The 20,592-nt window shown below is 63.7% G+C and carries 18 protein-coding genes; 2 read left to right on the top strand and 16 right to left on the bottom strand.

The features are described from left to right. Positions 1-237 precede the first annotated feature (237 nt). Positions 238-2,007, top strand: a complete 1,770-nt coding sequence (locus tag ACQ4W4_RS14915; RefSeq protein WP_436542659.1) for an FAD-dependent oxidoreductase — start codon at positions 238-240, stop codon at positions 2,005-2,007. On the opposite strand, the gene ACQ4W4_RS14910 is transcribed toward ACQ4W4_RS14915, so the two are convergent. Next, positions 2,004-3,359 (bottom strand): M20/M25/M40 family metallo-hydrolase, encoded by a 1,356-nt coding sequence (locus ACQ4W4_RS14910; RefSeq protein WP_436542658.1) that lies wholly within the window; start codon positions 3,357-3,359, stop codon positions 2,004-2,006. The genes ACQ4W4_RS14915 and ACQ4W4_RS14910 overlap by 4 nt on opposite strands. A 199-nt stretch (positions 3,360-3,558) precedes the next feature. Between ACQ4W4_RS14910 and ACQ4W4_RS14905 the strand changes: the two genes are divergently transcribed. Next, entirely contained in the window at positions 3,559-5,124 is a 1,566-nt protein-coding gene (locus ACQ4W4_RS14905) for a phospholipase D family protein (protein ID WP_436542657.1), read from the top strand. A gap of 15 nt (positions 5,125-5,139) precedes the next feature. Here the strand turns inward: ACQ4W4_RS14905 and ACQ4W4_RS14900 are convergent, their stop codons facing one another. From ACQ4W4_RS14900 to ACQ4W4_RS14830, 15 genes are all read right to left on the bottom strand, one after another. Beyond that, complete coding sequence (locus ACQ4W4_RS14900; RefSeq protein ID WP_436542656.1) at positions 5,140-6,108, bottom strand: IS1595 family transposase; 969 nt, start codon at positions 6,106-6,108, stop codon at positions 5,140-5,142. A 179-nt stretch (positions 6,109-6,287) separates the two neighbouring features. Continuing rightward, on the bottom strand, positions 6,288-6,962 hold the full coding sequence (locus ACQ4W4_RS14895) for a ComEA family DNA-binding protein (RefSeq protein WP_436542655.1): 675 nt from the start codon (positions 6,960-6,962) through the stop codon (positions 6,288-6,290). A gap of 166 nt (positions 6,963-7,128) precedes the next feature. Then, positions 7,129-8,082 carry a D-glycero-beta-D-manno-heptose-7-phosphate kinase gene (gene rfaE1, locus ACQ4W4_RS14890; RefSeq protein ID WP_436542654.1) on the bottom strand — a complete coding sequence of 318 codons (954 nt, stop codon included), beginning with the start codon at positions 8,080-8,082 and terminating at the stop codon, positions 7,129-7,131. Continuing rightward, a complete protein-coding gene (locus ACQ4W4_RS14885) occupies positions 8,079-9,446 on the bottom strand; it encodes a UDP-glucose dehydrogenase family protein (protein ID WP_436542653.1) in 1,368 nt (455 codons plus the stop codon). Before ACQ4W4_RS14885 ends, rfaE1 begins: the two co-directional genes overlap by 4 nt. A 79-nt stretch (positions 9,447-9,525) precedes the next feature. Next, a complete protein-coding gene (gene lapB / locus ACQ4W4_RS14880) occupies positions 9,526-10,701 on the bottom strand; it encodes a lipopolysaccharide assembly protein LapB (protein WP_070219401.1) in 1,176 nt (391 codons plus the stop codon). 46 nt (positions 10,702-10,747) lie between these two features. Then, positions 10,748-11,050, bottom strand: a complete 303-nt coding sequence (locus ACQ4W4_RS14875; RefSeq protein ID WP_029496228.1) for a LapA family protein — start codon at positions 11,048-11,050, stop codon at positions 10,748-10,750. A gap of 247 nt (positions 11,051-11,297) precedes the next feature. After that, entirely contained in the window at positions 11,298-11,603 is a 306-nt protein-coding gene (locus ACQ4W4_RS14870; RefSeq protein ID WP_008446215.1) for an integration host factor subunit beta, read from the bottom strand. Between the two features lie 17 nt (positions 11,604-11,620). Further along, positions 11,621-13,333 carry a 30S ribosomal protein S1 gene (gene rpsA, locus ACQ4W4_RS14865; protein ID WP_071650172.1) on the bottom strand — a complete coding sequence of 571 codons (1,713 nt, stop codon included), beginning with the start codon at positions 13,331-13,333 and terminating at the stop codon, positions 11,621-11,623. Positions 13,334-13,474: 141 nt separating this feature from the next. After that, on the bottom strand, positions 13,475-14,143 hold the full coding sequence (gene cmk / locus ACQ4W4_RS14860) for a (d)CMP kinase (RefSeq protein ID WP_436542652.1): 669 nt from the start codon (positions 14,141-14,143) through the stop codon (positions 13,475-13,477). Between the two features lie 16 nt (positions 14,144-14,159). Further along, entirely contained in the window at positions 14,160-15,515 is a 1,356-nt protein-coding gene (gene aroA, locus ACQ4W4_RS14855; protein WP_436542651.1) for a 3-phosphoshikimate 1-carboxyvinyltransferase, read from the bottom strand. Between the two features lie 18 nt (positions 15,516-15,533). After that, a complete protein-coding gene (locus ACQ4W4_RS14850) occupies positions 15,534-16,442 on the bottom strand; it encodes a prephenate dehydrogenase (RefSeq protein WP_436542650.1) in 909 nt (302 codons plus the stop codon). Between the two features lie 4 nt (positions 16,443-16,446). After that, on the bottom strand, positions 16,447-17,553 hold the full coding sequence (hisC, locus tag ACQ4W4_RS14845; RefSeq protein WP_436542649.1) for a histidinol-phosphate transaminase: 1,107 nt from the start codon (positions 17,551-17,553) through the stop codon (positions 16,447-16,449). A gap of 173 nt (positions 17,554-17,726) precedes the next feature. After that, positions 17,727-18,797 (bottom strand): prephenate dehydratase, encoded by a 1,071-nt coding sequence (gene pheA, locus ACQ4W4_RS14840; RefSeq protein ID WP_436542648.1) that lies wholly within the window; start codon positions 18,795-18,797, stop codon positions 17,727-17,729. Positions 18,798-18,880: 83 nt separating this feature from the next. Beyond that, a complete protein-coding gene (serC, locus tag ACQ4W4_RS14835) occupies positions 18,881-19,972 on the bottom strand; it encodes a 3-phosphoserine/phosphohydroxythreonine transaminase (RefSeq protein ID WP_436542647.1) in 1,092 nt (363 codons plus the stop codon). A 24-nt stretch (positions 19,973-19,996) separates the two neighbouring features. Continuing rightward, positions 19,997-20,581 carry a DUF2059 domain-containing protein gene (locus ACQ4W4_RS14830; RefSeq protein ID WP_436542646.1) on the bottom strand — a complete coding sequence of 195 codons (585 nt, stop codon included), beginning with the start codon at positions 20,579-20,581 and terminating at the stop codon, positions 19,997-19,999. Positions 20,582-20,592: the final 11 nt, after the last annotated feature.

Here is a 20,592-nt window from a genome sequence, read left to right as displayed (position 1 = left end):
AGATTCAACAAGGACCCATTCTAATATGAGATGCTGGACGGCGTATCGCTCATCGGCGGCCGCTTCCGGACCCGCGTGCGCGTGCGGCAGCGCCGCGACACGCCGCATGGCGCCTGCCGCCCCGCCATTTCCGGGCGTGCGCAAAGGGTATTGCGGCAGGCGCGCGCCGCATGCGCTAGACTCGTCACTGTTAGTTATTTTTGTTATTTGCTTATTCAGCCTCCGAACGGACCCGCCATGGCCAGCAGCACACCCGAATTCATTCCCGAAACGACGCAGGACGATCCCGTCCAGTTCGCCACGCTCGACTTGCAGGGCCGCAGCCACCAGATCTCGCCCGTTTTCAATGCGCTCGAACTGCAACGCTTGCAGCGCTACGGCACGCGGCGGCGCTTTGCCGATGGCGAGACGCTGTTCCAGGCGGGCAGCAGCAGCTTCGGCATGCTGGTGATACTGTCCGGGCGCGTCAGCATCACGCGCCACGAAGTGCTGGGGCAGGCGTCCGTGCTGCGCGAAGTGGGCGTCGGCCACTTCATTGCCGAAGTGGCGCAATTGTCCGGCCGCCCCACCCTCGTCAACGGCAGCGCCGTAGGCGAGGTGGAATTGCTCGACATCAGTTCGGAGTCCTTGCGCGCGCTGATCGTGGCGGAAGCGGAAATGGGCGAACGCATCGTGCGCGCCCTGATCCTGCGCCGCGTGGCGCTGATCGAATCGAATTCGGGCGGCCCCGTGCTGGTGGGGCCGCGCGGCAATGGCAATCTGTTCCACCTGCAAAGCTTTTTATCGAGCAATGGCCATCCGCACACGGCGCTCGACCCGGCCACCGATGCGGCCGCCGCCGCGCTGGCCGGGCGCTACCAGCCCGCGCCGCAGGATTGGCCGCTGGTGGTCTGTCCAGACGGCAAGATCATGAAAAATCCCGGCAATGCGGAACTGGGACGCTGCCTGGGCATGCTGCCCGATTTGTCCGGCGACAAACTCTTCGACGTGCTGGTGGTGGGCGCCGGTCCCGCCGGCCTGGCCACGGCCGTGTATGCGGCCTCCGAGGGTTTATCGGTGCTGGCGCTCGAGCAGCGCGCCTATGGCGGCCAGGCGGGCGCCAGCGCGCGCATCGAAAATTACCTGGGTTTTCCTACCGGCATTTCCGGCCGCGCCCTGGCGGGACGCGCCTACGTGCAGGCGCAAAAGTTCGGCGTCGAGATCGCCACCCCGGCCAGCGCCGCCAACTTGCTGTGCGACACCTGGCCGCTGCGCGTCAAGCTGTGCGACGGCACGCAGGTGCGCGCCCGCACGGTGGTGCTGTCGTGCGGCGCGCGCTACCGCCGCCCCTCGCTGGCCAACCTGAAAACGTATGAGGGGCGGGGCGTGTATTACTGGGCCTCGCCCATCGAAGCCAAGCTGTGCCGGCAGGAAGAGATCATCCTGGTCGGCGGCGGCAATTCGGCCGGCCAGGCGGCCGTGTTTCTCTCCGGCCACGCCGCCAAGGTCCACATGGTGATCCGCGGCGAGGGCCTGGCGGCCAGCATGTCGAGCTACCTGATCGAACGGATCGCCGCCACGCCCAACATCACCTTGCACACGCACACGGAAATCATCGCCCTCGAAGGCGATGACGATGGCTTGACGGAGGTGCGCTGGCGCAACAACCGCACGGGGGAGGAAGCCGATTGCGCCGTGCGCCGCGTGTTCCTGTTTGTGGGCGCCGATCCGAACACGGACTGGCTGCACGACTGCGCCGTGGCCGTCGATGAACAGGGTTTCATCCGCACGGGCTTCGACGTCACGCGCGCCGAATGCCGCGCCCACGGCCACACGGCGCATCTCCCCTATCCGCCGCCTAACCTGCCCGAGCGGGCCGCGCTGGAAACGAGCGTGCCGGGCGTGTTCGCCATCGGCGACGTGCGGGCAGGCTCGACCAAGCGCGTGGCCGCCGCCGTCGGCGAAGGCGCGGCCGTCGTTTCCCAGATCCACGGTTTTCTGGCCCGCCTGCCTGTCAACAGCGCCTAACGCAGGGGCATGGGGTAAGTTGCCACGCTGACGTTGCCATCTTTGTCGATGGCCTGGACGCCAAAGAAATAGTTGTCTTTCGACAGCTTGACCCTGGCCTCAGTGACCTTGCCCACATCCTGCGCGCCCTGCCACTGGTCGGCCGTCGTGGCGCGCCAGACGATGCGGTAGCCGGCCAGGTCCGGTTCCGTATTCGGCTGCCATACGAGGGTAGTGGCGTTTTCCAGCTGGGCCGTGCGCACCTGCACGCCAAAGGGCGCGGCCGGCGCCAGGGCCAGCGAGGCGAGCGCCGCCGCATTCACCCTCGCCACTTTCGCCACGTAGTCATAATCGACGAATTGCGGCAAGTCGCCGTACTGCACGCCGTTTTCCACGCGCACATCCTGGTGTTGATGGGCAAAATCCTCGTGCGGCTCCGTGAAGCGCAGCGCCGCGTAGCCTTGCGCGAGGAAGGGCATATGGTCGCCGCCGCGCAGGTAGCGGTCGGCGCGCTGGATGACGTTGACCTTGAAACCGGGCACATAGCGCTCGCCCACCTGTTTCACATGGCGCGCCAGCTGGCGCGAAATGGAATCGTTTTCGCCGCCCGTCGCCACCAGGGCCCGCACGCCGTCGCTCATCTCCTTCACGGCCGGGATACCCTCGGCAAACAAACGCACCTGGCCGCCGTCGACCGTGCCATCGTCGGCGCGCGAACTGCCGATGATGTCGTTATTGAGCATGCCGGCGATGTTGAGTTTGTTCAACTTCGCCTGCTGCGCCCAATGAGCGGAACCCAACAAACCCTGTTCCTCGGCCGCCACGGCCATGAAGACGAGCGTGGCGTCGAACTGGTGGCGCGCCATTACGCAGGCCATTTCGATCACGGCCGCCGTGCCCGAGGCATCATCGTTGGCGCCCGGCGCGTCGCCCTGCGCATCCATCACGTCGGTGGCGCGCGAGTCATAGTGGCCGCTGACGACATAGATGCGCCCGGCCGACTGCGGCTGGCTGCCCGGCAGGGTCGCCACCACGTTGACGATGTCCGTCGGCCGCGCAACGCGTTTCGACACGGGCGCCACGTGGCTGTCGAACGCCACCTGCAGCCGCCCGCCCGCCTGCGCGCCGCAGTGCTCCAGCTCGGCCTTGATCCAGCGCCGGGCCGCGCCGATACCGCGCGTGTCGGACACGGTCTCGGACATCGTATGGCGCGTCTGGAAACTGACCAGCTTGCGCACATGCGCCTCGATGCGCTGCGGCGATATCTGCGCCACGACGCGCTCGATCTGCTGCTGCGCCGGGTCGGCGCCCGGCGCCGCCGCCACACTCGCCGACAGCATGGCTGCCGTCATTACCGTCACAATCCCTACCATGCCGTCGTCTCCCGATGATTGATTGAGCTGGTCATTCTCGCATTTTTGACGGCAGGCAAGGATGTTCCAGGTCGAAAATCGTGCATTGTAGAAACTGCTACAATCGGCCACTCCCCCGTTCACGAAAGGCACGCATGCGCCAGACCGCCCTCCATCCCGCACGCCGCAACATGCGCGCGGTCCGCTGACGGTGCGCCGCATGCTCGTCAAATTGCTGCTGCTGGCCATCTTGTTTGCCGTGCTCAGCATCGCTGCCCTGTACAGCTACGGGCGCTTCGCCGAACGCGCGCTGGGCGCGCCGGGAACGGCCTTGCCCGTGGCGACGGAGGCCACCCTGCTCGACCGCGTGCTGGCGCCGCAGCTGGCGCAACGCCCGGGCCAGAGCGGCACGGCCCTGATCGACGACAACCTGGAAGCGTTCGCCCTGCGCGCCCTGAGCGCGCGCGAAGCGGGCCGCAGCCTCGACCTGCAATACTACATCTGGCATAACGACGTCACGGGAAGGCTGCTGGTGCGCGAACTGCTGCGCGCGGCCGACCGCGGCGTGCGCGTGCGCGTATTGCTCGACGATATCAACGCGCGCGGCCAGGACGCCGCCATCCTCGCGCTCGACAGCCACCCGCTGATCGACGTGCGCATCTTCAATCCGGGCCGCAACCGCGACGGCATCTGGATGCGCGCCGTGGAAATGGCCTTGCGCGCCGTCAGCCTGAACCGGCGCATGCACAACAAGGCCTGGATCGTCGACGGCAGGGTCGCCCTGGTCGGCGGGCGCAATATCGGCGATGAATACTTCGATGCCGCCGAGCAAGTCAATTTCCAGGATGCCGACTTGCTGCTGGTGGGGCCCGCCGTGCGGCAGACGAGCGACATCTTCGACCGCTTCTGGAACAGCCGCGCCGTCCTCCCCATCGGCGCCTTGCACGCAGGCAAGGACGCAGGCGCGCCGGCATTACAGGCGGTGCGTGCGCGCCTCGATGCGCTCACGGGCGAAGTGGGCGCTTCGCCCTACCTGCGGCAGCTCACCGATGCGGGCCAGCTGCAAGCCCACCTTGATGGCCGGCTGCGCCTGCACTGGAGTAGCCAGGTGCAGGTGCTGTCGGACCCGCCGGAAAAAGCCGCGCCCGTGGCCGGTTTGCAGCGCAGCGAGCACTGGCTCATGCACAGCTTGCTGCCGCTGCTGACGGACGCGCGCGAGGAGGCGCTGCTGACCTCGCCCTACTTCGTGCCCGGCACAGAGCTGACGCAGACTCTGGGCGACAAGGTCGCCGCCGGCGTCAAGGTGCAAGTGCTGACCAACTCGCTGGCCGCGACCGACGTGGCCCTCGTGCATGCGGGCTATGCGCGCTACCGCGAAGCGCTGCTGGGCGGCGGTGTCGATCTGTTTGAATTGAAAACCCAGCACCGCAAGCGCATCAGCCTGATGGGCTCGAGCCGCGCCAGCCTGCATACCAAGGCCGTAGTGGTCGACGGCCAGCGCGGCTTCGTCGGCTCCTTCAACCTCGATCCCCGCTCGGCCCAGCTGAATACGGAAATGGGCGTGCTGTTCGACGATGCCGCCCTGGCGGCGGACATGCGCGCGCTGTTCCTGCATTCGACAGCGAGCGACACCAGCTATCGACTGTTCCTCGACAACGGCGCCCTGCGCTGGTCCGACGCCACCGAGCAGCCCGCCAAGGTGTGGACGCACGATCCGGAGTCAGGCTTCTGGCGCCGCCTGCTGGTGTCCGTGATGCGCTGGCTGCCGATCGAGTCGCAGCTGTAGGTGCATAAAAAAAGGCTATGTCACCGTCAGATGTGGGAATGCGCCCAGCGTTGCTTTCAATAACGTTTCTGGTGAGCGGATGCGCCTGGCGTCGAGTATCCAGCGCCAGCCCAGGTAATTGGGCAGGTAGCGTGTCGCCACGCCGTGAAACGGCCTTAACCATTCGCGCAGGCGGCTGTGATACGCATTGACGTTCTGCACGTGCGCGGCGCCCTGCACGCGGATGCCGGCGCGCAAGTTGACGGCCTGATGACTGAGGCCCGCTTCCCGCGCAAACGCCCGGTAGGCCGCATGGCCATCCGTGACCAGCAGAATATCCTTATCGACGACAGGCAACAAGCAGCGGTGCAATTGCGCCTTCGTCAGTTGCCCTTTGCCCGTGACGAAATCGAGGGTCTGGCCCGTGCGGTCGCGCGCCACCAGGATGCAGACTTGCTCGTTGGATATGCCGCGCCGTTGCGCACGGCCGCCACGGCGGCGGGCCGGACGCGTCATCTGCCTGGAGCCCTTTTCCGATTCCAGCACATATAGCTCGTCGGCCTCGGCGATGCCATGCAGGCCATGCGGCCGGTCCGTTTTTGCCAACGATAAAAACCGGTGGCGCCAGCGAAACGTGGTGTTGCGGTGCACGCCCAGTTGTAGCGCCGCCTTGCGCACGGAATCCGATGCAAGCAAGCAATCGGCGTAGTCGAGCCACAACGATTTATGGCGCAGGCGAGCCAGCGGCGTCCCCGTCAAGGCATTGAAGGTGCGCCCGCAAGGCACACAGCGGTAGCGCTGCAAGCCGTGCGCATGGCCATGCCGATGCAGGTGAGCCGAACGGCAGGCGGGACAGGCCAGGCGCGGCTGCGCCACGCCCTCCAGCAACGCGACGGTCGCGTCGTGTGGTGTGTTGCCACGCAGCAGGGCCATGCCTGCCTGCCGCTGGCGCCGGTTCAACTGCGCAAACTGCGCGATAAAACGGATCCATTCGGCTGGCTGCATGATCTGCTCCCTGTATGGTGAATATGCAGAGTCAGACAGCACAGCCAACGGAAGATTCCGGTATGTCCCCTACTTGCCGATGACAGAGCCTAAAAAAAACCCCGCGCGGCCGGTACCACGCGGGGTTTTCTTCTCGTGCTGCGCGGCACCACCACGCAACACGCCTTACAGCAACACGCTTACTTTTTCTCGGCTTCCGCCTTCTTCGCATCGGCGGCAGCCAGCTTCGCTTCTTTCTTCGCGGCAGCGGCCGCAGCCTTCGCTTCTTTCTTGGCGGCGGCAGCTTCCTTCTTCGCTTCCGCAGCGCTCTTCACTGGTGCGGCGCCATCGGCAGCGGCGGCAGGCGCGGCAGCCTTGGCGGCGGCGGCTTCTTTTTTCGCGGCGGCAGCGGCAGCCTTGGCTTCTTTCTTCGCGGCAGCAGCTTCTTTCTTCGTTTCAGCGGCTGTCTTGGCTGGCGCCGCAGCGGTGTCGGTCGCAGCAGCTGGCTTCGGTGCGGCTTCTTTCGCTGCAACTTCCTTCACAACAGCCTCCTTTTTTGCCGGGGCAGCTTTCGCCGCCGGAGCGGGCGCCGCCGGCGCGCCGGACTTGGCCTGGCCATTCACTTGCAAGCCCGCTTCCGACAACTTCACGGAACTTTTCGGACCGATGCCCTTCACGCGGCTTTCGAAATCGGCCCAATCCTTGAAGGCGCCGCCCTTGGCACGCTCATCGATGATGGCTTTCGACGTGACGGGACCGATGCCCTTGACGCTGTCGAGTGCCGCCTGGTCCGCCTTGTTGACATCGACCTGGGCAAAGGCAAAGCCCATCGTCGCGATCAAGGTGGCGATGGCCAGCAGTATTTTTTTGAACATGGGTATCTCTCCGTGGTGTGGTTTCAAGATGACTCGAACGCAAGGGAAGAGCAGCGCCTTAACGGCTTTAACGGCTGTGGCGTGATACGGTTGACAAGACGGGACAGCGGAAGGATGGGAAGACCTGCGCCAGATCAAACGCTCCGGCGCAGGTGGTACAGCATGGTTACTGGGGGAACAGCTCGTCGCGGGTGACGGTGGCCGTGCCCAGCTTGCCGACGACGATGCCGCCGGCCCGGTTGGCCGTGCGCACGGCGTCGCCCAGACCCATGCCGGCGCCCAGCATCGCCGCCATGGTGGCGATCACCGTGTCGCCGGCGCCCGAGACGTCGAACACTTCGCGCGCATCGGTGGGCATGTGCAGCACCTCGTCGGCCGTGTACAAGCTCATGCCTTCTTCGGAACGGGTCAGCAGCAAGGCGTCCAGGCCCAGCTGCGCGCGCATCTGCTGCGCACGTTCCGTGAGTTGCTCTTCCGTGCTCCAGTTGCCGATCACGCGGCGCAGTTCCGACTTGTTCGGAGTGAGCACTGACGCTCCCGTATAGCGGCTGAAATCGTCGCCTTTCGGGTCGACCATGACGATCTTGCCAGCCGCCCGGGCCGCCTTGATCATCTCGGCCACGTTCACCAGGCTGCCCTTGGCGTAGTCCGACAAAATCACCACATCATAGTGCGGCAAGAGGGCATTAAACTGCGCCAGCTTGTCGCGCAGCACCGTATCGCTGGGCGCATCCTCGAAGTCGATGCGCAGCATCTGCTGCTGGCGGCCGATCACGCGCAGCTTGATGATGGTGGAAATGGCCGCATCGCGCTGCAGATAGCTGTGGATGCCGCCGCCTTCGAGCAGGCGCTCGATCTGGCTGCCGGCCTCGTCGTCGCCGACCACGCCCAGCAAGCTCGTCTTCGCTCCCAGCGCGGCCGCGTTGCGCGCCACGTTGGCCGCGCCGCCCAGGCGCTCTTCGCGCTTCTCGATGCGCACGATGGGCACGGGCGCTTCCGGCGAAATACGGCTGACGTCGCCGAACCAGTAGCGGTCCAGCATCACATCGCCCACCACCAGCAGGCGTACCTGGGCCAGCGCGGCCGGCGCCGTCAAGGCGACTACCTCCTGGGCGCTCATGCGCGCGTCAGGATCGAGCGACCGATCCCGTGGTATTCAATGCCGTTCTCGGCCATGACGGCCGGCTCGAACAGGTTGCGCCCGTCAAAGATCACGGCCTGCTTCAGGCGCGCCTTGACCTGCTCGAAGTCGGGGCTGCGGAAGGCTTTCCACTCGGTCACGATGACCAGCGCATCGGCGTCCTGCAGCGCATCCTTCGGGCTGTCGGCAAAGCGCACTCTGGCCAATTGCTCCGGCGTCAAGTCCAGTTGCAGCACGCGGCGCGCCTCGGCCATGGCGACGGGGTCGTACACGGCCACCGTGGCGCCGCGTCCCAGCAAGTCGGCCAGCAGCACGCGGGCCGACGCTTCGCGCATGTCGTCCGTGTTCGGCTTGAAGGCCAGGCCCCACACGGCGAAATGCCGGCCCGTCAGATCCTCGCCGAAGCGAGTGACCACTTTGCGTCCCAGCACCTGCTTCTGCTGATCGTTGACGGCTTCGACAGCGCGCAGGATCAGCAATTCCTGGCCGTGGCCGCGCGCCGTGCGCTCGAGCGCCTGCACGTCTTTCGGGAAGCAGGAACCGCCATAGCCGCAGCCCGCATACAGGAAGCTGTGGCCGATGCGCGGGTCGGAACCGATGCCGTGGCGCACGGCTTCGATATCGACGCCCACCTTGTCGGCCAGGTTCGCCAGTTCATTCATGAACGAAATGCGCGTGGCCAGCATGGCGTTGGCCGCATATTTCGTGAATTCGGCCGAGCGCACGTCCATCCAGTAGGTGCGTTCATGGTTGCGGTTGAACGGCGCGTACAGGCTTTTCAGCAATTCGCGCGCGCGCTCGCCGTCCGGCGTGGCGTCGACGCCGATGACGATGCGATCGGGGCGCATGAAGTCTTCGACGGCCGCGCCTTCCTTGAGGAATTCCGGATTCGACGCCACCGAGAACGTGGCGGCCACGCCGCGCGCGTCCAGTTCGCCCTGGATGGCGGCGCGCACTTTTTCAGCCGTGCCGACGGGCACGGTCGACTTGTCGACGATGACCTTGAAGTCCGTCATGTACTTGCCGATGCCGCGCGCGGCGGCCAGCACGTATTGCAGGTCGGCCGAGCCGTCTTCATCGGGCGGCGTGCCGACGGCGATGAATTGCATCGCGCCGTGCGCAACGGCGGCCTCGACATCGGTGGAAAAGGTCATGCGTCCGGCGGCGCGGTTGCGCGCCACGACTTCTTCCAGGCCCGGTTCATGGATGGGGATGCCGCCGCTGTTGAGCAAGTCTACCTTCCGTGCGTCCAGGTCGAGGCAAAAGACGTCGTTGCCCAGCTCCGCCAGGCAGGCGCCGGTCACGAGGCCTACATAGCCCGTGCCGATAATGGTGATTTTCATGGTTGTACCGTATGGATAAAAAGCAGGTCTTACATAGAAGTACACGCCACATTGCTCAGGGCAAGGTGACGTGTACGAATCAGTTCATTACATTGAGTTCTTCGGTGCGCCGCGGTGGATAGGTTTCCCACTTGTTGCAGCCAGGGCAGTGCCAGTAGAACTGGCGAGCCTTGAAGCCGCAGTGGCTGCACTGGTAGCGGGCCAGCTTCTGCGTATAGCCGTGCACGAGGTTTTTCACCATCGACAGCTCGGACCAGATGGCGGCCGGCGCATCCATCATGCGCGCCTCCAGCAGTTTGTCGAGGCCCAGCAGGGTCGGCGTGCGGCGCAGCTCGGCGCTGACCAGCTGCTTCGCCGCTTCCACGCCGTCGAGCTCGATAACGGCCTTGAAGACGACTTCGATCAGGTCGATCGACGACGCCTCTTCCAGGTAGGACCGAAGCAGGTTGACGCCTTCCTGTGCACGGCCCAGCTTGGTGTAGCCATCCATCAGGCGCTGCGCGACCAGGGCCACGTGCGGCACGCTTTGCTGTTCCACGCGGCGCCAGGTGGTCAGCGCGCCTTCCACGTCGCCGCGCGCCAGCAGCACGTCGCCCGTCAGGATGGTGGCGCGCACGCTCTTGCGGTCCGTCTGCAAGGCTTTTTCCAGCAGCGGCATGGCGTCGTCCGGCTTCATGTGCACGAGCGCGTCATGCGCCAGCTCGCAATAGAACTGGGCGATTTCCTTCTGGCGCGCGCCGGCGCCCGACTCCTGCAAGCCCACGGCCGCTTCGATGGCGCGTGGCCATTCCTTTTCGCGCTGGTAGATTTCCAGCAGCGCGCGGCGCGCCTGGGCCGCATATTGCGTGTCGACCAGGCTGTTGAAGGTTTCTTCGGCGCGGTCCAGCAGACCTGCTTTCAGGTAATCCATGCCCAGTTCGTAGGCGGCGTGGCCCTGCTGTTCCAGCGGCAGGTCCGGGCGCGCCAGCAGGTTCTGGTGCACGCGGATGGCGCGCTCCGTTTCGCCGCGGCGGCGGAACAGGTTGCCCAGCGCAAAGTGCATATCGGCCGATTCCGGGTCCAGCTTGACGACTTCGATGAAGGCGTCGATGGCCTTGTCATGCTGTTCATTGAGCAGGAAATTCAAGCCCTTGAAGTAATTGCGCGGCAGGCTGCGCGATTCGGACACCAGTTGATGAATGTCCACGCGCGCGGCGATCCAGCCCAGCGCGAAAAACATCGGGATACCCAAGAGCCACCAGAGTTCAAAATCCATGCGATTGTTTTTATTCGAGTAAGAGAGATAGGAGCGACGGCGCCGCTTACTGCGCGCTCACGCTGTCCGGTTGCGGCTGGACATTGCTGGCCACGCCAACGGTCTGCAGCGCGGCAATGGTGGTTTTTTGCTTGTTCGCTTCGCGGCGGTGACGGAACACGGTCGGTGTCAGCGCCAATACGCCCAGGCTGGCGCCAGCGACAAAAAAGCCCAGCAGCATCAGGACCAGGGGGCCGCGAATTTCATAATTGAGGAAAACATGCAGGTCGACAACCTGCGCATTCTTCAGCGCAAAACTGAAGAACAGGACGAAGAGAACACAGCCAACGATGGTGGAGATGATTTTCATCGATACGCCCAGAAAGTACAAAAAATGCCGTATGGCACAACCTTGGAATGCCTGGCAGAAGCGTAGCGAGCGTCAGTGAGGCTCGGCGCCCCCTTTGGTCCGAGAAGCGCAACCGTACTGAAGTACGGTGAGCATCGCAGGCCGCAAAGCGCGACGCGCAGTAGCTTATGTCAGGTATTCTCAGCATATTAACAAAAAAAAGCGGCATCCAAGGACGCCGCTCTTTATGTCGCCTTCCAGCAGACGATTAATCCTCGATAATCGGTTGCCCGACCATCGCGTCCACCCGCTCGCGCAACTGTTTGCCCGGTTTGAAGTGGGGTACCCGTTTTTCAGGAACCATCACCTTGTCGCCGGACTTCGGGTTGCGGCCGATGCGCGGAGGCCTGCTGTTCAGGGCAAAACTGCCAAAACCGCGGATCTCGATACGTTGACCGGTCGCCAGGGCGTTGGTCATCGCATCGAGAATGGTCTTGACGGCATACTCCGCATCCTTCGCCACCAGCTGAGAATAACGCTCAGCGAGGCGGTTGATCAGCTCGGACTTTGTCATCTGCCGTATCCGCAGTCTTAGTTCTTGTTATCGAACTTAGCTTTCAACAAGGCGCCCAGGCTGGTGGTGCCCGAAGCTGCGTTGTTGTCGGTCGCTGCCATCTTCTGCATGGCTTCCTGGGTTTCAACGTTGTCTTTCGCTTTGATCGACAGTTGGATACCACGGGCTTTGCGGTCGATGTTCAACACCATGGCTTCGACGGTATCGCCGACTTTCAGGTGCGTACCAGCATCTTCAACGCGGTCGCGCGAGATTTCGGAAGCGCGCAGGTAGCCTTCAACTTCTTCGGACAGTTGGATCACGGCGCCTTTAGGCTCAACCGATTTAACGGTACCGGTTACCAGCGAGCCTTTGTCGTTCATGGCTGCGAAGTTGTTGAATGGGTCACCTTCCAGTTGCTTGACGCCCAGGGAAACGCGCTCGCGCTCAACGTCGATGGCCAGAACGATGGCTTCCAGTTCGTCACCTTTCTTGAAGCGACGCACGGCTTCTTCGCCGGTTTCGGTCCAGGACAGGTCGGACAGGTGCACCAGACCGTCGATGTTGCCGGCCAGGCCGATGAACACGCCGAAGTCGGTGATCGATTTGATCGCGCCGCGGACTTTGTCACCTTTCTTATGGGTAACACCGAAGTCGTCCCATGGGTTGGCTTTGCACTGTTTCATGCCCAGCGAAATACGACGACGCTCTTCGTCGATTTCCAGAACCATCACTTCTACTTCGTCGCCCAGTTGGACAACTTTGTTAGGAGCAACGTTTTTGTTCGTCCAGTCCATTTCGGAAACGTGTACCAGACCTTCGATACCCTGTTCCACTTCCACGAACGCGCCGTAGTCGGTCAGGTTCGTTACTTTACCGAACAGACGGGTGCTTTGTGGGTAACGACGGGACAGACCGGTCCAAGGATCGTCGCCCAGTTGTTTCACGCCCAGCGAAACACGGTTTTTCTCTTGATCGTATTTCAGGACTTTGGCGGTGATTTCCTGGCCAACCGTCAGTACTTCCGACGGGTGACGTACACGGCGCCATGCCAGGTCGGTGATGTGCAGCAGGCCATCGATACCGCCCAGATCCACGAACGCGCCGTAGTCGGTGATATTTTTGACGACGCCGGTCACGACCGTGCCTTCTTTCAGCGTTTCCATCAGTTTCTGACGCTCTTCGCCCATCGAAGCTTCGATGACGGCGCGGCGGGACAGAACCACGTTGTTACGCTTGCGGTCCAGTTTGATGACCTTGAATTCGAGGGTCTTGCCTTCGAATGGGGTGGTGTCTTTGACAGGACGGGTATCAACCAGCGAGCCCGGCAGGAATGCGCGGATGCCGTTGGTCAACACGGTCAGACCGCCTTTGACTTTGCCATTGACGGTACCGACGACGATTTCGCCCGATTCCATCGCTTTTTCCAGAGCCAGCCACGAAGCCAGACGCTTGGCTTTATCGCGCGACAGGATGGTATCGCCGAAACCGTTTTCCAGCGATTCGATCGCCACGGAAACGAAGTCACCAACTTTGACTTCCAGTTCGCCGTGGTCGTTCTTGAATTCTTCGACAGGGATGAATGCTTCGGATTTGAGGCCAGCGTTCACGATCACGAAATTGTGGTCGAGGCGCACGACTTCAGCGGAAATAACTTCGCCGGAGCGCATATCTTGACGCGACAACGATTCCTCGAAGAGCGCAGCAAAACTTTCCATACCGGTAGATTCGTTAGTTGTAACAGTAGACATAGGGTTCACACAGGTTATCCAGCAGAGATCGCACGATGCGACTTAAACTGGGTTAGGTTTTTGACACACCCGGACAGGCCAGGAGCCGTCAACGGGCACCACATAGCGCGCACTACACATCAACACACGCCATTTTGCTGCTTATTTTGCAACTTCGGCATACCATTTCAACACAGTTTCAACGGCTTCATCAGCCGTCATTTCCGACGTATCGAGGACATGCGCCCCTTCCGCGGGGACCAGCGGCGCAATCGCACGGTGAGTATCACGTTCGTCCCGCGCCTGCAAATCCATCAGAAGGTCTTCCATATTAGCAGAAAAACCCTTGTCTATCAATTGCTTGTAGCGCCGTTGCGCGCGCGCCTCGACGCTGGCCGTGAGGAACACCTTCAATTGGGCGTGCGGGAAGATCACCGTGCCCATGTCGCGCCCGTCGGCCACGAGGCCCGGCGTCTTGCGAAAGCCCAGCTGCAAGCTGACCAGGGCATGGCGCACTGTTGGCAACACGGCAATTTTCGACGCCGTATTGCCCACCTCTTCGGCACGGATCTGCTCGGTGACGTTTTCCTGCGCCAGCAGGATTTCGCCATTGGCGAAGTGGCAAGGCAAGTGCTCGGCCAGCTTGGCCAGCGCGTGCTCGTCGCGCAAGTCCGTGCCGCGGCGCAGCGCGCTCAAGGCCGTCAGGCGGTACAGCGCGCCCGAGTCCAGGTAATGAAAGCCCAGCTTGTCGGCCACGCGGTGCGCCACCGTGCCCTTGCCGGAAGCGGTGGGGCCGTCGATGGCGATGACTGGGATGTTGGAGGTCGGCATAGTATTAAACAATCAATTAAATCAAGGTATCTTTGGCTATCCCCGCGAACGCGGCGAAGTACTCGGGGAAGGTCTTGGCCACGCATTTCGGGTCGTTGATGCGCATCTCGTTGCCGCGACGCGCGGCGCCGTCCAGCGAGGCCAGCGAGAAGCACATGGCCATGCGGTGGTCGTCATAGGTGTCGATGGTCGCTGCCTGGATTTCGGCCGGCGGCGTCACGCGCAGGTAATCGGCGCCCTCTTCCACTTCCGCGCCCAGCTTGCGCAATTCCGTCGCCATGGCGGTCAGGCGGTCCGTTTCCTTGACCCGCCAGCTGGCGATATTGCGCAAGGTCGAGGTGCCGTCCGCGTACAGGGCCGCCACGGCGATCGTCATGGCCGCGTCGGGAATATGGTTGAAATCCATGTCGACGGCCGTCAAGACGCCGTTCGAGCGCGCCTCGATCCAGTTCTCGCCCATGGTGATGGTCGCGCCCATCTGCTGCAAGGCTTCGACGAAGCGCACGTCGCCCTGGATGCTGTCGCGCCCCACGCCTTCCACGCGCACGGGACCGCCGCCGATGGCGCCGGCCGCAAGGAAATACGACGCCGACGAGGCATCGCCTTCGACGTGGATCGTGCCCGGGCTTTGATACTGCTGGCCCGGCTGCACGGTGAACGACTGCCAGCCGTCATGCTCGACGGTCACGCCGAAGCGGCGCATCAGGTTCAGGGTGATTTCGATGTACGGCTTCGAGATCAGCTCGCCCGTGACATCAATGGTGACAGCATGGTCGCGCGCCATCAGCGGCGCCACCATCAGGAGGGCCGTCAGGAACTGGCTCGACACGTTGCCGCGCACGGCGATGCGTTGCGCGTGGATGTGGCCGCGGCGGATGCGCAGCGGCGGGAAGCCCTGCTCGCCCGTGTATTCGATCTGCGTGCCGACGGCGTTCAGCGCGTCGACCAGGTCGCCGATGGGGCGCTCGTGCATGCGCGACACGCCATGCAGGGTGTAGTCGCCGCCGATCACGGCCAGCGCCGCCGTCAGCGGGCGGATGGCCGTGCCGGCATTGCCCATGAACAGGTCCGCCTCATGGTGCGGGAACACGCCGCCGCAGCCTTCCACGTGGTGCACCTGGTGCACCGTGGCCGGGTCGCCCGTCAGTTCATCCTGCGTCCATTTGACGCCCAGCGACGTCAGGGCAGTCAGCATGACAAAGGTGTCGTCGGAGGCGAGCAGGTCGATGATCTTCGTTGTGCCCTTGGCCAGCGCGGCCAGCAGCAGCACGCGGTTGGAAATGCTTTTCGAACCGGGCAAACGCACCGTGCCTTCGGCGTGCATCACCGGCTTCAGATCGATATGGTGGGGGTAGTGCTTGGTCTGGGTCATGCTGGAATCCTTGAGTATTTATCGTGTGGGCGCGGCCGGTATTTCCGCCGTTTCGATCGCCTCGATCCATTGCTGGCGCGCGTGCTGGGCGTTCGCGTACACGCCCTCGATGGCGGCGCCGTCGTGCGCGGCCAGGTGGGCGCGCAAGGTCGTCAACTGCGCCAGGTAGGCGTCCAGTTCATGCAGCAGCGCCGGCTGGTTGGCCAGGCTGATGTCGCGCCACATTTCCGGCGATGAGCCGGCAATGCGCGTAAAGTCGCGAAAGCCGCTGGCCGCGTATTGGAACAGCAGGCCCGCGTGCGGTTTGTTGGCGATGTCGTCGACCAGCGCAAAAGCCAGCAGATGCGGCAGATGGCTGACGGCGGCAAACACCTTGTCATGTTCTTCGGGGCTCAAGGTATGCAGGATGGCGCCGCAGGCGCGCCACGCGGCCGCCACGCGCTCCACATCGGCCGCGGCGTTTTCCGCCAGCGGCGTGAGCACCACTTTCTTGCCTTGATACAGATCGATGATGGCCGCGTCGGGGCCGTTCGTCTCGCGTCCCGCGATCGGGTGGCCGGGCACGAATTGCCCGACTTTTCCGCCGAGCGCCGCGCGCGCGGCCGCCACCACGTCGCTCTTCGTGCTGCCCGCATCGGTGACGATGGTGCCGGGCTGCAGGTGCGGCGCGATGGACGCCAGGATGGCGCCCGTCTGCGCCACTGGCGCGGCCAGCAGCACCAGGTCGGCGCCAAGCAAGGCAGCAGCCATGTCGCCGCCGATCGCGTCGATGATGCCCAGCTCCAAAGCACGCGCCATCGAGGCCGGCGAGCGGCCCATGCCGACCACCGCGCCGACCGCGCCCGCATGTTTCAAGGCGCGCGCGAACGAACCGCCAATCAGGCCCACGCCAAAGATCACTACCTTGTTCAATGCAGGCGTCGTCATATCGTCAGGCCAGCGCTTTCGTCAGTGCGGCGATGAGGATGGCGTTTTCCTGCGGCAGGCCGATGGAAATGCGCAGCCATTGCGGCAAGCCATAGCTGCCGACCGGACGAACGATCACGCCCTGCTTGAGCAGCGCCAGGTTCACGCGCGCACCCGCGTCATCATCGTCGCCCACCTTCACCAGCACGAAATTGCCGTGCGACGGCACGTATTCCAGGCCCAGGGCATCAAACGCTTGCGTGAATTGCTGGTAGCCGGCCGCGTTGTTGCGCGCGCTTTGCTCGAGGAAGGCCTTGTCGTTCAGGGCGGCAATCGCGGCGGCCTGCGCCAGCGAGTTGACGTTGAACGGCTGACGGATGCGGTTCATCAGGTCCGTCAGCACCGGCTGGGCGATGGCAAAGCCGATGCGCAAGCCGGCCAGGCCGTAAGCCTTCGACAGCGTGCGCGACACCACCAGGTTCGGATACTGGCGCACCCAGGCCGTCGACTCGTACTGGTCGTCGGCCGACAGGAATTCGTTGTAGGCTTCGTCGAGCACGACGACGACATGCGCCGGCACTTTTTGCAGGAAGGCTTCGAGCTGCGCGGCCGACAGGAAGGTGCCGGTCGGGTTGTTCGGGTTGGCGATGAAAACCAGACGCGTGTCGTCGGCAATCGCCGCCGCCATGGCGTCCAGGTCATGGCCATAGGCTTGCGCCGGGACGACGATGTGGCGCGCGCCCATGCCTTGCGTGGCCAGCGCGTACACGGCGAACGAATACTGCGAGTACACGACGGATTCGCCATGCTGCACGAAGGCGTGCGCGGCGATTTCCAGGATGTCGTTGCTGCCATTGCCCAGGGTGATCCAGTCGGCCGGCACGTCATAGCGCTTCGACAGCACGGCTTTCAAGTCAAAGCCGTTGGCGTCCGGGTAGCGGCCCAGGTCATCGATGGCGGCGATCATCGCCTGCTTGGCCGATTCCGGCATGCCGTACGGGTTTTCATTCGACGCCAGCTTGACGATGGCTGCCTCGTCGAGGCCGAATTCGCGCGCGACTTCCGCGATCGGTTTGCCGCTCTGGTAAGGGGCGATGGCGCGGACGTATTCTGGACCGATATTTTTAGACATGGTGTTCTTTAAAAGTTGGTGAATGATTAGGCTGGTGGCTGTTGCTGGGTTACGCTGCGCTAACCCAAGCTACGGCTTACCGTGGTTGTTTGTTGGGTTACGCTGCGCTAACCCAACCTACAGCTTACCGTAGGTCGGATTAGCGCAGCGTAATCCGACACCAGTCAACGAAGTCACAGACTGACCGGATACGACCCCAGCACCTTGAAAAACGCCGCATTGCTCTGCAGCTCGGCCAGCGCCTGGGCGACGGCCGCGTCGTGCACGTGGCCCTCCACATCGACATAGAAATAATACTCCCAGCTGCCCATGCGCGCCGGGCGCGACTCGAAGCGCGTCATCGACACGCCGTGCCTGGCCAGGGGCGCCAGCAGCTGGTACACGGCGCCCGCCTTGTTCGGCACGGCCAGCACCAGCGACGTCTGGTCCTTGCCCGACGGCGCCGTCTGCAGGGTGCCCACGACGGCAAAGCGCGTGCGGTTGTGCGGATCGTCCTGGATATGGCCCTTGACCACGCCCAGCTTGTACTGCGCGCCCGCCAGTTCGCTGGCAATCGCCGCCACCGTGCCGTCTTCGCCGGCCATGCGGGCCGCCTCGGCGTTCGAGGCCACGGCGTGGCGCGCGATGTGCGGGTAATTCTGGTTCAGCCAGACCTGGCACTGCGCCAGCGCCTGCGAATGGGCGCAGATGGCGGTGACGCCATCCATGTTGCCGCTCTTCGTCATCAGGCTGTGGTGCACGGCGATCGCCACCTCGCCGCTGATGATGAGGCTCGTCTGCAGCATCATGTCCAGGGTGCGGTTGACGGCGCCTTCCGAGGAATTTTCGATCGGCACCACGCCGAAATCCGCCGTTCCCGCCTCGGCGGAACGGAATACTTCGTCGATGGACGCGCATGGCAAGCCTTCCACGGCGCTGCCGAACTGCTGGTACACGGCCTGTTCGCTGAAAGTGCCGGCCGGACCAAGGTACGCCACGGTGACCCGCTTTTCCAGCGAGCGGCAGGACGACATGATTTCGCGGAAGATGGTCTGCACTTCGCGGTCACCCATGGGGCCGGGATTGCGTTCGGCCACGCCGCGCAGCACCTGCGCCTCGCGCTCGGGGCGGAACACGGGCGCCTGCGTTTCGGCCTTCACGTGGCCCACTTGCTGGGCGATTTGCGCGCGGCGGTTCAGCAGTTCGAGGATTTGCGCGTCGATCGCATCGATCTGTTCGCGCAGCGGTTTCAATTTATCGGTCATGGTTGGTTTGTTTCGTCAGCTGTACTTCAATCATGGCCGCGCGGCCTGCGCCGGCGGCGGGCCGGCGCGGTCGTCTAGGCGACTCAGCGTCCGGCAAACTCGTTCAGATAGTTCACTAAGGCTTGCACGCCCTCGATCGACATCGCGTTATAGATCGATGCACGCATGCCGCCGACGGACTTGTGGCCCTTCAGTTGCAGCAGGCCGCGCTGCTTGGCGCCGGCCAGGAATGCGTCGTTCAGACTTTCATCGCACAGATAGAACGGGATGGTCATGCGCGAGCGGTATGCGGGATCGACCCGGTTCTGGTAGAAGTCGTCCACGTCGAGCGCCGCGTACAGCAGCGCCGCTTTCTCAATATTACGCTGTTCCATGGCTGCAACGCCACCCTGGCGTTTGAGCCACTGGAAAACCAGGCCGGCGATATAGATGCCGTAGGTAGGCGGCGTGTTGTACATCGACTCATGTTCGGCCACGATGCTCCAGTCGAAGGCCGACGGGCAGATCGGCAGCGCCTTGCCCAGCAAGTCTTCGCGCACGATGACCAGGGTCAGGCCGGCCGGGCCGATATTTTTCTGCGCGCCGCCAAAGATGACGCCATATTGCGATACATCAATAACACGCGACAAAATGTGCGACGACATGTCGGCCACGATAGTGGTCCCTGCCGGCACGTTCGGCGCCTGCTGGAATTCCACGCCGTCGATGGTTTCATTGGTGCAGATGTGCAGGTAGGCGGCGCCCGGCGTCAGCTGCCATTCGGCGACGGGCGGCACGCCCGTGAAACGGGCGGCCTTGGACGACGCGGCCACGTTGACGTTGACATACTTGGCCGCTTCCTGGATCGACTTGCCCGACCACGAACCCGTGTGCACGAAGTCCACGGTGGCCGGCTGCTGCGCCGCCAGGCCCGCCAGGTTCATCGGGATGATGGCGTTTTCTCCCAGGCCGCCGCCTTGCAGGAACAGGATTTTATAGTTCTCGGGCACGGCCAGCAGCTCGCGCAGGTCGGCCACGGCCTGCTTGTAGATGGAAATGAATTCGGGACCACGGTGGCTCATTTCCATCACCGACATGCCGCTGCCGTGCCAGTCCTGCATCTCGGCGGCCGCTTGCGCCAGCACTTCCTTGGGCAGGACGGCGGGGCCGGCGGAGAAGTTGTAGATATGGGTCACGATACGGTCCTTAGTAAAATGAAATTATTGGGGCGACTGCGTGGCCGCCCGCATGACCTGATCAAGCACGGCGTTCACGCGGGGGATCAGCACGCGCTGGCTGATGGCCATCGATTCGGCCGACAGTTGCGGCATGGTGGCCAGCATCTTGCGGCCCAGCGGCGTCTTGTAGAAGGCCGTCAGCTGCTCGACTTCCGGCACCGTGTAAAAACGCGCATACAGGGGCACCATTTCGTCGCCCAGTTCGTCGATCAGGGTCGGGTCGGCCAGTACCTGCGTCAGGGTGGCGATGGCCAGCGGGATTTCTTCCTCGGCGCTGGCCAGCGCGCGCGCCTTGCGCTGCTCGTCCAGCTTCGGATTGCTGTTGATTTGCTGCTGCGCCGACTGGCGGATCATGGCGGGCACCGATTGCAGCATCTGGTCGAAGATGCTGCGCGTCAGTTGCGGGAACTGCATCGCGTCGAGCATGCGCCGCACGGCCACTTTCATGGCGGGGCTGGGCGCGGCCTGGCGCGCGGGTGTCGCTTGCGCGTTCTGGGCCAGGGCCGGCAGGCTCGCGAGGAAGGCCAGCGAAAACGCGGCGAAGAAGGTGGCAACGATTTTTCTCATGGCATGCGGGA

The sequence above is a fragment of the Janthinobacterium glycogeni genome (assembly GCF_051380725.1).
Lineage (GTDB): Bacteria > Pseudomonadota > Gammaproteobacteria > Burkholderiales > Burkholderiaceae_D > Janthinobacterium.
This window is presented reverse-complemented; position numbering and strand designations above follow the sequence as displayed.

What these genes read in the sequence shown, in the direction of transcription:
- ACQ4W4_RS14915 (WP_436542659.1), top strand. Translation starts at nt 238, where the DNA reads ATGGCCAGCAGCACACCCGAATTCATTCCCGAAACGACGCAGGACGAT.
- ACQ4W4_RS14910 (WP_436542658.1), bottom strand. Translation starts at nt 3,359, where the DNA reads ATGGTAGGGATTGTGACGGTAATGACGGCAGCCATGCTGTCGGCGAGT.
- ACQ4W4_RS14905 (WP_436542657.1), top strand. Translation starts at nt 3,559, where the DNA reads ATGCTCGTCAAATTGCTGCTGCTGGCCATCTTGTTTGCCGTGCTCAGC.
- ACQ4W4_RS14900 (WP_436542656.1), bottom strand. Translation starts at nt 6,108, where the DNA reads ATGCAGCCAGCCGAATGGATCCGTTTTATCGCGCAGTTTGCGCAGTTG.
- ACQ4W4_RS14895 (WP_436542655.1), bottom strand. Translation starts at nt 6,962, where the DNA reads ATGTTCAAAAAAATACTGCTGGCCATCGCCACCTTGATCGCGACGATG.
- rfaE1 (WP_436542654.1), bottom strand. Translation starts at nt 8,082, where the DNA reads ATGAGCGCCCAGGAGGTAGTCGCCTTGACGGCGCCGGCCGCGCTGGCC.
- ACQ4W4_RS14885 (WP_436542653.1), bottom strand. Translation starts at nt 9,446, where the DNA reads ATGAAAATCACCATTATCGGCACGGGCTATGTAGGCCTCGTGACCGGC.
- lapB (WP_070219401.1), bottom strand. Translation starts at nt 10,701, where the DNA reads ATGGATTTTGAACTCTGGTGGCTCTTGGGTATCCCGATGTTTTTCGCG.
- ACQ4W4_RS14875 (WP_029496228.1), bottom strand. Translation starts at nt 11,050, where the DNA reads ATGAAAATCATCTCCACCATCGTTGGCTGTGTTCTCTTCGTCCTGTTC.
- ACQ4W4_RS14870 (WP_008446215.1), bottom strand. Translation starts at nt 11,603, where the DNA reads ATGACAAAGTCCGAGCTGATCAACCGCCTCGCTGAGCGTTATTCTCAG.
- rpsA (WP_071650172.1), bottom strand. Translation starts at nt 13,333, where the DNA reads ATGTCTACTGTTACAACTAACGAATCTACCGGTATGGAAAGTTTTGCT.
- cmk (WP_436542652.1), bottom strand. Translation starts at nt 14,143, where the DNA reads ATGCCGACCTCCAACATCCCAGTCATCGCCATCGACGGCCCCACCGCT.
- aroA (WP_436542651.1), bottom strand. Translation starts at nt 15,515, where the DNA reads ATGACCCAGACCAAGCACTACCCCCACCATATCGATCTGAAGCCGGTG.
- ACQ4W4_RS14850 (WP_436542650.1), bottom strand. Translation starts at nt 16,442, where the DNA reads ATGACGACGCCTGCATTGAACAAGGTAGTGATCTTTGGCGTGGGCCTG.
- hisC (WP_436542649.1), bottom strand. Translation starts at nt 17,553, where the DNA reads ATGTCTAAAAATATCGGTCCAGAATACGTCCGCGCCATCGCCCCTTAC.
- pheA (WP_436542648.1), bottom strand. Translation starts at nt 18,797, where the DNA reads ATGACCGATAAATTGAAACCGCTGCGCGAACAGATCGATGCGATCGAC.
- ACQ4W4_RS14830 (WP_436542646.1), bottom strand. Translation starts at nt 20,581, where the DNA reads ATGAGAAAAATCGTTGCCACCTTCTTCGCCGCGTTTTCGCTGGCCTTC.